Annotated in this window: 7 protein-coding genes; 2 read left to right on the top strand and 5 right to left on the bottom strand. The window is 71.7% G+C overall.

Annotated features, from left to right (window positions below; all coding sequences use genetic code 11):
* Nucleotides 1-82: 82 nt before the first annotated feature.
* From AOK18_RS15050 to AOK18_RS15060, 3 genes are all read right to left on the bottom strand, one after another.
* The gene (locus tag AOK18_RS15050) at nt 83-913 is read right to left on the bottom strand and encodes a TetR/AcrR family transcriptional regulator (RefSeq protein ID WP_240503184.1); all 831 of its coding nucleotides are present in this window, start codon (nt 911-913) and stop codon (nt 83-85) included.
* Between the two features lie 385 nt (nt 914-1,298).
* The gene (locus AOK18_RS15055; protein ID WP_055571563.1) at nt 1,299-2,297 is read right to left on the bottom strand and encodes a sigma-70 family RNA polymerase sigma factor; all 999 of its coding nucleotides are present in this window, start codon (nt 2,295-2,297) and stop codon (nt 1,299-1,301) included.
* Nucleotides 2,298-3,008: 711 nt separating this feature from the next.
* Nucleotides 3,009-3,770, bottom strand: a complete 762-nt coding sequence (locus AOK18_RS15060; protein ID WP_055571565.1) for a dioxygenase family protein — start codon at nt 3,768-3,770, stop codon at nt 3,009-3,011.
* A 167-nt stretch (nt 3,771-3,937) separates the two neighbouring features.
* On the opposite strand from AOK18_RS15060, the gene AOK18_RS15065 reads away from it, so the two are divergent.
* A complete protein-coding gene (locus AOK18_RS15065) occupies nt 3,938-4,483 on the top strand; it encodes a MarR family winged helix-turn-helix transcriptional regulator (protein WP_055571566.1) in 546 nt (181 codons plus the stop codon).
* A gap of 70 nt (nt 4,484-4,553) precedes the next feature.
* Here the strand turns inward: AOK18_RS15065 and AOK18_RS15070 are convergent, their stop codons facing one another.
* Entirely contained in the window at nt 4,554-6,008 is a 1,455-nt protein-coding gene (locus AOK18_RS15070) for an MFS transporter (protein ID WP_420865611.1), read from the bottom strand.
* Nucleotides 6,009-6,356: 348 nt separating this feature from the next.
* On the bottom strand, nt 6,357-7,046 hold the full coding sequence (locus AOK18_RS15075; RefSeq protein ID WP_055694686.1) for a TetR/AcrR family transcriptional regulator: 690 nt from the start codon (nt 7,044-7,046) through the stop codon (nt 6,357-6,359).
* Between the two features lie 341 nt (nt 7,047-7,387).
* Here AOK18_RS15075 and AOK18_RS15080 point away from each other — a divergent pair, with 341 nt between their 5' ends.
* Nucleotides 7,388-8,818, top strand: a complete 1,431-nt coding sequence (locus AOK18_RS15080) for a M6 family metalloprotease domain-containing protein (protein ID WP_206281548.1) — start codon at nt 7,388-7,390, stop codon at nt 8,816-8,818.
* Nucleotides 8,819-8,860: the final 42 nt, after the last annotated feature.

Here is an 8,860-nt window from a genome sequence, read left to right on the forward strand (position 1 = left end):
CCCGAGGGGGCGGCCGGGCCGCGCCCCCACCCCTGCGGTCGGGGCCGTTCCGCCGGAGCGGCTCCGGGTGCCGGGGGGGCCGTCAGGCCCTCGTCAGGGCGTCCCACGGGAAGTCCCGCAGCGCCACGAGGTTGGCCACGGCCAGTTCCGCCGGCCCCGGCAGGTCCTCACCCGTACCGTCGCCCGCCGCCCATCCCTCGACGGCCACGCGCACCGCGGCGACCGCGACGGCGGCGGCGAAGCGCCACCGCGCGTCCACGACGGCCCCGTCACCCACACCGGCACCGTCCATACCGCTCGCACCGCCCGTACCGCTCGCGGCTCCGGTGCCGCCGACGCCGTCCGCGCCCTCCGCTTCGCCCGCTTCGTCCGCGTGTGCCGGGCGGGCGGCAGGCCCGGCATCGTTGTCAACCGCCGCACCGCCGGCCGTACCGGTGCGCGCCCGCTCCGCCAGGACTTCCGCCAGCGCGCGTTCCGACGCCTGGCAGACCTCCGCCCACACCCCGTGCAGGGAGGGGGTCGAGTGGGTCAGCCGGAGCAGGGCGCGCACCTCGGCCGAGGAATCCGACGGCACCCCCGCGCCCGGTCCCAGCACGGACCGCGCGGCGTCCTCCAGGGCCCGCGGTACGGGCGTCCCGGGCGGCGCCGCCCGCACCGCTTCCACCCAGCGCCGGGCGCCGGCCTCGTAGAGCGGGGCGACGGCTTCCTCCTTGGCCGCGAAGTACCGGTAGAAGGTGCGCGGGGCGATGCCCGCCGCCTGCGCGATGTCCTCGGCGCGGGTGGCTTTCAGGCCCTGGCGGACGAAGAGACCGGCCGCCGCGCGGGCGACCTCCATCCGGGTCTCGGCCTTGCGCCGCTCGGTCAGCGAGACGGGAGGAACGGGAAGGGGCGGCGGGGTGGTGCTGCTGCTCACGCCCGGCAGGGTATGCCCATGTGGCAGAATCTGCCATCTGGCGGGCCACCCCGGGGTTCAGGTTCGGGGTGACCCGCTTTCCTGTCCCGTACAGGGGAGAACCGGGCCCGGCACCCGGGGGGAGGGTGCCGGACCCGGCTTGGGAAGTCCCGGCGCCGGGGGGGTGGTGCGACGGGACGTGGTTCAGGAGAGCCGTCCGGGAGGACGGGGCCCGGAGATCTTCCGGGGAGGGAACCTTCCCTCCCCCGGTCCCGGGGACCGAACTCCCGCGCTCTGCATTCTTGTTCCCTGGTCCAGGGGATTGAAGCGGTGTCAGAGCGTCATGTTTGCGCCGTATTTCGTCACTCGGCGCTCCCAGGGGCCCTGCACCGGCCTCGTACCGACCCTACGCCGCCGCGTCGAACCCGGTGTCGCGGGCCAGCTTCTTCAGTTCCAGCAGCGCGTGCTTCTCTATCTGGCGGATCCGCTCACGGGTCAGGCCGTGCTGCTTGCCGACCTCCGTCAGCGTGCGCTCCCTGCCGTCCTCGATGCCGTACCGCATCTTGATGATGGAGGCCGTGCGCTGGTCGAGGCGGCCGATGAGGTCGTCCAGTTCCTCGCTGCGCAGCAGCGTCAGCACCGACTGCTCCGGCGACACCGCCGACGTGTCCTCGAGGAGGTCGCCGAACTGGGTCTCGCCCTCGTCGTCCACCGACATGTTCAGCGAGACCGGGTCACGGGCCCAGTCGAGCACGTCCGTCACCCGCTCCGGGGTGGAACCGAGCTCGGCGGCGATCTCCCCGGGCTCCGGGTCCCGCCCGTGCTCACGGTTGAACTCGCGCTGCACGCGCCGGATCCGGCCCAGCTCCTCCACCAGGTGGACGGGCAGGCGGATGGTGCGGGACTGGTCGGCTATCGACCGCGTGATGGCCTGGCGGATCCACCAGGTGGCGTAGGTCGAGAACTTGAAGCCCTTGCGGTAGTCGAACTTCTCCACCGCGCGCACCAGGCCGGCGTTGCCCTCCTGGATCAGGTCGAGCAGGGGCAGGCCGCTGCGGGGGTAGCGCCGGGCCACCGCGACGACCAGGCGGAGGTTGGAGCGGATGAAGACGTCCTTGGCCCGCTCGCTCGCGTCGTACAGCGCCTGGAGTTCCTCGGTGGTGGCCCCCACCTTGTTCTCCTCGGTGCCGTCGAGGATCTGCCGCGCGAACACACCCGCTTCGATGATCTGGGACAGCTCGACCTCCTTGGCGGCGTCGAGCAGCGGTGTGCGCGCGATCTCGTCGAGATACATGCCGACCAGGTCACGGTCGGCGATCTCGCCACGATGGGCGCGAACACTGCTTGCCGAGTCGGCCGTCTCGCCGGAGGCGGACTTACGACGGGCGACGGCACGGGTTGCCATGCTTGCTCCCTTACGGTGATGAGGTCGGCGGGTGGTTCTGCGGATACCCGGCACGTACGTCAGGTCCAGGGTCTCGGTCTTTGCTTCGGACTCTGCTCGGGTGCCCGGCATCTGTTGGAAACAACGACTGGAATCCGGACAGAATTCCCCACCCGGGCCCCGAATTTTCTGATCATGCAGTACCCTGTCGGGCCGCAGGGGGCCGAGATGTCGCCGGACCTCGCGAAGGCGCAGGTCAGACCGGGGGCCGAGGGGAGTCCGACCGCTCACCGGTCGGCACGACCGGCACGCGCGCGGGACGGCCCTCCTGTGCGGTGCCACGGCCCTCGTCCCTGAGGAACGCCGCCCTTCGCCGCTCTCCCACCCTGTAGACGGCCCGCGCCTCCCGATGGTTGCCACGGCCGGCCCGCACGCCCGTCCCCGCCCGCAACCGCAACCGTCCGGCCGAACGGGGCTTCCGCGCGGCCGCACCGGCGCTGCGGATCCCGGCACCCGGGCACGTACCGCGAGGTGGCCCCCGGATCCGGCCCGCCCCCGGGACACGGCCCGGCACGGGAGAGAGCCGGAGCCGATGGCTTCCGGGGNNCCCCGGAAGCCATCGGCTCCCCAAGGTCATCGATTCCCGGGCGTCGTCGCCCCCGGGAGAGGGCGACGACGCCCGGAGGAGGCCGTCTGCTCCCGGAGGAGGCCGTCGTCTCCCGCGCGGCGTCCTCAGCCGAACTGCACCGACCGCTTGGCCAGCCCCAGCCAGAATCCGTCGATCACCGACTTCTGCGTGTCCAGGTCGCCGGCGGCGTCCGCCGCGCCCATGGTCACGAAGAGCGGTGCGAAGTGCTCGGTCCGCGGGTGGGCGAGCATGCCCGCCGGGGACTTGCGGGTGAAGTCGAGGAGTCCGTCCACGTCGCCGGCGTCCAGCGCCCGCTGGCCCCAGTCGTCGAACTCGGCCGACCACCTGGGGATGCCGCCCTGCCGCAGCGCGGCCAGGTTGTGGGTGAAGAACCCGGAGCCGATGATCAGCACGCCCTCGTCGCGCAGCGGTGCCAGCTTGCGTCCGATGTCCATGAGCCTCACCGGGTCCAGGGTCGGCATGGAGACCTGGAGCACCGGGATGTCGGCCCCGGGGAACATCTCGACCAGCGGGACGTAGGCGCCGTGGTCCAGTCCCCGGTCGGGGACGTCCTGGACCGGGGTGCCGGGGGCGCGCAGCAGCTTGCGCACGGAGTCGGCGAGCGCGGGGGCGCCGGGGGCGCCGTACTTCACCTGGTAGTAGTGCTCGGGGAAGCCCCAGAAGTCGTAGACGAGGGGGACGGTCTCGGTGGCGCCGAGGGCGAGCGGGGCCTCCTCCCAGTGGGCGGAGACGACGAGGATCGCCTTCGGGCGGGGCAGTCCGGCGGACCAGGCGGCCAGCTCACCGGGCCAGACGGGGTCGTCGGCCAGGGGCGGGGCGCCATGGCTGAGGTACAGCGCGGGCATGCGTTCCTGAGTGGCGGCGGTCACGGCTGCGACTCCTTCCGGTGGTCGGTGCGGATCTGGTCCGGCTGGCGGGCGGAGGAAGCTTTTACTTGAAACCTCAACCTCTGGCCCCGACCCTAGCGCAATTTTGTTTAACATTCAAGAAGAGGGGCTTTACAGTGGAGTACATGACGACGGCACCCACTTCCACAGCGGCACCGGGCTCGGCACCCGGACCGGCGGACACCGACGAACCCCGTTGGCTCAGCGCCGAGGAACAACGCGTCTGGCGCGCGTACATCGAGGCCAGCACCCTCCTGGAGGACCACCTCGACCGCCAGCTCCAGCGGGACGCGGGCATGCCGCACCTCTACTACAGCCTGCTGGTCAAGCTCGCCGAGGCACCGGAACGGCGCCTGCGCATGACCGAGCTGGCGATGCTGGCGAAGATCACCCGCTCCCGGCTCTCGCACGCCGTGGCCCGCCTGGAGAAGAGCGGCTGGGCGCGTCGCGAGAACTGCCCGTCCGACAAGCGGGGCCAGTTCGCCGTGCTGACGGACGAGGGTTTCGAGGTGCTGCGCCGGAACGCTCCGGGTCACGTGGAGGCCGTGCGCCAGGCACTCCTCGACCGGCTCACTCCCGAGCAGCAGAAGGCCCTCGGCGAGATCATGGAGATCGTCGCCGAGGGCCTGCAGCCCAGCGAAGCGGGTGCGGACCTGCCCTGGCTCCGCTGAGCGCGGAACCGGGGCAGGCCCTGGAAGCCGCACGGACGAGGCGTCCCCTCCCCCTCCGTGCGGCGGGTCGTCAGTGGGCGACGACCGGCACCGGCACGTCCTCCCCGGCGGCCCTGGCGCCCTCCTCGGAGGAGCCGGGGGCCGTGCCCCCCGGGCGGCCGGCGTTGACGAAGGTCAGGGCGATGGCCGCGGCGAGGACGAGGATGCCGACGGCGAACCCGATCGCGCTGGTGTAGCCCTCCACCATGCCCTCGAGCTGCAGCAGCTGCTGCTGGGTCCGGCTCGTGGCTCCACCGATGCGGTCGGCGACGTAGGACGTGGTGGCCGAGGCCGCGATCGTGTTCAGCAGGGCCGTGCCGATCGCGCCGCCCACCTGCTGCGAGGTGTTGACCATCGCGGAGGCGACACCGGAGTCCCGGGGTTCCACGCCCAGGGTGGCCAGCGACATGGCCGGCATGAACGCCGTGCCCATGCCGAGGCCGAGCAGCAGCATGCCGGGCAGCAGCACGGCGGCGTAGGAGGTGCCGATCTCCAGCCGGGTCAGCATCAGCATGCCGAGGGCGGCGACCAGGAAGCCGGGGCCCATCAGCAGCCGGGGCGGGACCCGGGTCATCAGCCGGGCGCCGATCTGGGTGGAACCCGTGATCATGCCCGCGACCATCGGCAGGAAGGCGAACCCGGTCCTCACCGGCGAGTAGTTCTGGACGATCTGCAGGTAGTACGTGAGGAAGAGGAACAGGCCGAACATCGCGATGATCGCCAGGCCCAGCGAGAGGTAGACCCCGCCGCGGTTGCGTTCGGTGACCACCCTCAGGGGCAGCAGCGGCGCCTCGACCCGGGACTCGACCAGGACGAACGCCAGGAGCAGGACGGCCGACGCGACAAACATGCCGATCGTCAGCGAGTCGCTCCAGCCCTCGGACTCGGCGCGGGTGAAGCCGTAGACGAGGGCGACCAGGCCGAGGGTGGAGAGCAGCACGCCGGGGACGTCCAGCGGCGAACGGTTGCGGCCGCCCCGCGGCTCACGGATGACGAAGTACGCGCCGAGCGCGGCGACGACGGCGAACGGGATGTTCACGAAGAACGTCCAGCGCCAGTTCAGGTACTCGGTGAGGAAGCCGCCGAGGATCAGGCCGACGGCGCCGCCGCCGCCGGCGATCGCCCCGTAGATGCCGAACGCCTTGGCGCGCTCCCTGCCGTCGGTGAACATCACCGCGAGCAGGGACAGCGCGGCCGGCGCGAGCAGCGCGCCGAACACGCCCTGCAGGGCGCGCGCGCCGAACATCATGGCCTCGTTGGTGGCCGCGCCGCCCAGTGCGGAGGCCGCCGCGAAACCGCCCAGTCCGAGCACGAACGCCCGCTTGCGGCCCCACAGGTCGGCTATCCGCCCGCCGAACAGCAGCAGTCCGCCGAAGGCGAGGGCGTAGGCCGTGACGACCCACTGCCGGTTGCCGTCGGAGATGCCCAGGTCCTGTTGGGCGGAGGGCAGGGCGATGTTCACGATGGTGGCGTCCAGGACGACCATCAGCTGGGCGAGCGCGATGAAGACGAGCGCCTTCCAGCGGCCTGCGTCCGGTACGCCGGAAGCGTTCGAGGACGCCGGAGCCGCTGGGGCTGCCGAAGCCGTCGGGACTGTCGAAGTCGTTGACGCTGTCGAGGCTGTTGAGGCTGTTTCAGGCATGGGGGTACCCACTCCGGGACTTCGGTGCTTCATGACAGGAAAATTCGGAGTTCGTGAGGAAAAAACGGCGTCGTCAGGGAACGGCCCGTCCACGGGACGGCCGTCGCGAGGGCTGTCGGGGTGATCGGATCCCGGTCAGGGACCGTTCGGGTCGTCAGGGACCGTTCGGGTCGTCAGGGACCGTTCGGGTCGTCAGGGATCGTTCGGGTCGTCGGGGCCGTTCGGATCGTTCGGCGCGTTCAGCGTGCGCAGGGCCTCCACGGTGACGGTCGTACCCGGCAGGGGACCGGGGGCCGGGGCCCGCATCCCGTCCAGGAACAGCTGAAGGTGACGGTGCACGAACCGGTCGGCGCTCAGGCAGCCCGTACCGGCCGGCGGCCGGCTGAGCTGGGCGATGCCGACGAGCAGATCACCGGGGCCCACGTCGTCACGGAGCCGGCCGGCCGCTTGGGCGCGCTCCATGATCCGCGCGACGAGCGTGTCGACCCGGACCCGCGCGGCCTCCAGGTCGGGGTGGTGCCGGTCGAAGGCGCTGGAGAGCATCGGGCACAGGGCGCTGATCCGCTCCGCGGCGGCCGTGTGCGCGAACCGCTCCAGCGCCTCGAAGGCGTCCCCGGTCTCGGCGAGCGCCTGCTCGGCCGCCTCCGCCGTACGGTCCATCACGGAGCACACGACCTCGCGCACCAGCGCTTCACGGTCGGGGAAGTTGCGGTACACCGTGGCATTGCCCACGCCGGCCCGGCGGGCGACCTCGTCGAACGGCACGTCGGCGCCGAACTCGACGAACATCTCCCGGGCGGCGGTGACGATCCGCTCCCGGTTGCGCAGGGCGTCGGCGCGGGGCCTGGACGCCTTGTGCGATGCGGAAGCGGCGGTCTGCACGATGCACTCCTGGGTCTCTGTCACGACCACGTCCGTGATCGTGGCCGTAGTCGTGGTCATGGCCGTGGTCTTGTTCTTGGTCACTGGTCTCGGTACTGCTGTCGCGATCCGGGGAAGGAGTCCCCGCTTCGCGCGAACACAGCTCTAAACGGGGAGGCAGTCCCCGCTTATTTCCCTCCACCGAAGACTTTTCATGTGACCTGAGTCACACTACCGGCGCTTCTACCGATGCCCTCGCACGATCGGCCCCTCCAACGCGCGCCCGCACACCCCGCGACGCAGGGTGATCGGAAGGGTGCAGCCGGAGACCGGCGGCTGCCGTGTGGAGCGGAGGTCCCCGCATGCAGCCTCAGTCGACCGACAGCCGGATATCCCCGCGGCGACTGGCCGCTCTGGCATCCGTGACCGTCCTGACCCTCACCGCCGCCCCCTCGGCCGGCAACGGCCACCTCTTCCCGCACCTCTCGGCGTCCGGCGCCGGACCGGGCGCCCTGTCCCGCTCCTCCGCGCACGGCCCCTGCCTGATCGGCACCCCCCGCGACGTCCAGATGTCCGAGGGCATCCCCACGATCGCCGGTTACGCCCCCTCCACCGGCACCGTCCGCGCCCTCACCCTCATGGTCGACTTCTCGGACGCCCCCGGCGAAGGCAAGGCCCTCGACCGGTACCGGGAGTTCTTCCCGCAGACCCAGGAGTGGTTCCGCACCAGTTCGTACGGCCGCCTCGACTACCGCCCCGAGATACCGATCCCGGGCTGGCTGCGGATGCCCAAGTCGTTCCGGGAGTACGGGATAGAGCGCGGCGCCCCGTTCGACCCCGGCTACCGCACACTGGTCGGCGACCTCGTGGCGGCGGCGGACCCGAAGGTGGATTTCAGGTCGTACGACCTGGTGAACATACTGATGACCCCGAACGCGGGCCCCTCCGCCCTGGACACCGTCCTGTCGGTCACCTTCGCCGGGAACGCGGAAGCTCCGACCGCGGACGGCGTCCCGGTCGCCAACGCGTCGTTCGTCTACTCCCGTCAGGACGACGGCTCGGGCTCCCTGGACCGCACCGGCTACCGGGTCCTCCCCCACGAGAACGGCCACGTCTTCGGCCTGCCCGACCTCTACACCGCCGAGGGCGGCGGGGCCGTGGGCCACTGGGACATCATGAGCGAGGACTGGGGCGCCAACAACGACCTGCTCGGCTGGCACAAGTGGAAGATGGGCTGGCTGGACGCGCACCAGGTGCACTGCGTGGCGGACACGGGCACCCGGGAGTACGCCCTGACGCCCCTGCCCGAACCGGGCGGCCCCAAGCTCGTCTTCCTCCCGCTGGACGCGCGCTCCGGATACGCCGTCGAGTTCCGCACCCGCGCCGGCAACGACGAGGCGGTGTGCCGGCCCGGCATCCTCATCTACAAGGTGGACGCGGACGTCGACACCGGCATGGGACCGGTCACGGTCTACGACTCCCGCCGGGAGAGCGGCGGGTGCACCCGCAGCCCCAACGTCCACGCGGAACTCTCCGACGCCCCCTTCGGCCCCGGCGAGACGTTCGTCGACCGCGAGGCCGGAATCCGGCTGACGGTCCTGAGACCGAACGCGTCGGACCCGACCCCGGACCCCGGCTCGGACCTGGCCGAGGCCGAGGTCGCTGCCGCTGCCGAGGTGAAGGTCTCGGCCTCGTCCTCGGCCTCGATCCCGGCATCGGCTTCGGCTTCGGCTTCGGCTTCGGCCTCAAAATCCGGCATGCCGGTGTACCGAATACGCATCACCCGGACCTGAACCCGAGCCCGCGGGCGAGGGGCGAGGGCGAGGGCGATGGTG

It is taken from the genome of Streptomyces prasinopilosus, from assembly GCF_001419695.1.
Classification (GTDB): Bacteria; Actinomycetota; Actinomycetes; order Streptomycetales; family Streptomycetaceae; genus Streptomyces; species Streptomyces prasinopilosus.

Coding starts and splice junctions, on each gene's coding strand:
- AOK18_RS15055 (WP_055571563.1), bottom strand. CDS start 2,297: ATGGCAACCCGTGCCGTCGCCCGTCGTAAGTCCGCCTCCGGCGAGACG.
- AOK18_RS15060 (WP_055571565.1), bottom strand. CDS start 3,770: ATGCCCGCGCTGTACCTCAGCCATGGCGCCCCGCCCCTGGCCGACGAC.
- AOK18_RS15065 (WP_055571566.1), top strand. CDS start 3,938: ATGACGACGGCACCCACTTCCACAGCGGCACCGGGCTCGGCACCCGGA.
- AOK18_RS15070 (WP_420865611.1), bottom strand. CDS start 6,008: ATGGTCGTCCTGGACGCCACCATCGTGAACATCGCCCTGCCCTCCGCC.
- AOK18_RS15080 (WP_206281548.1), top strand. CDS start 7,388: ATGCAGCCTCAGTCGACCGACAGCCGGATATCCCCGCGGCGACTGGCC.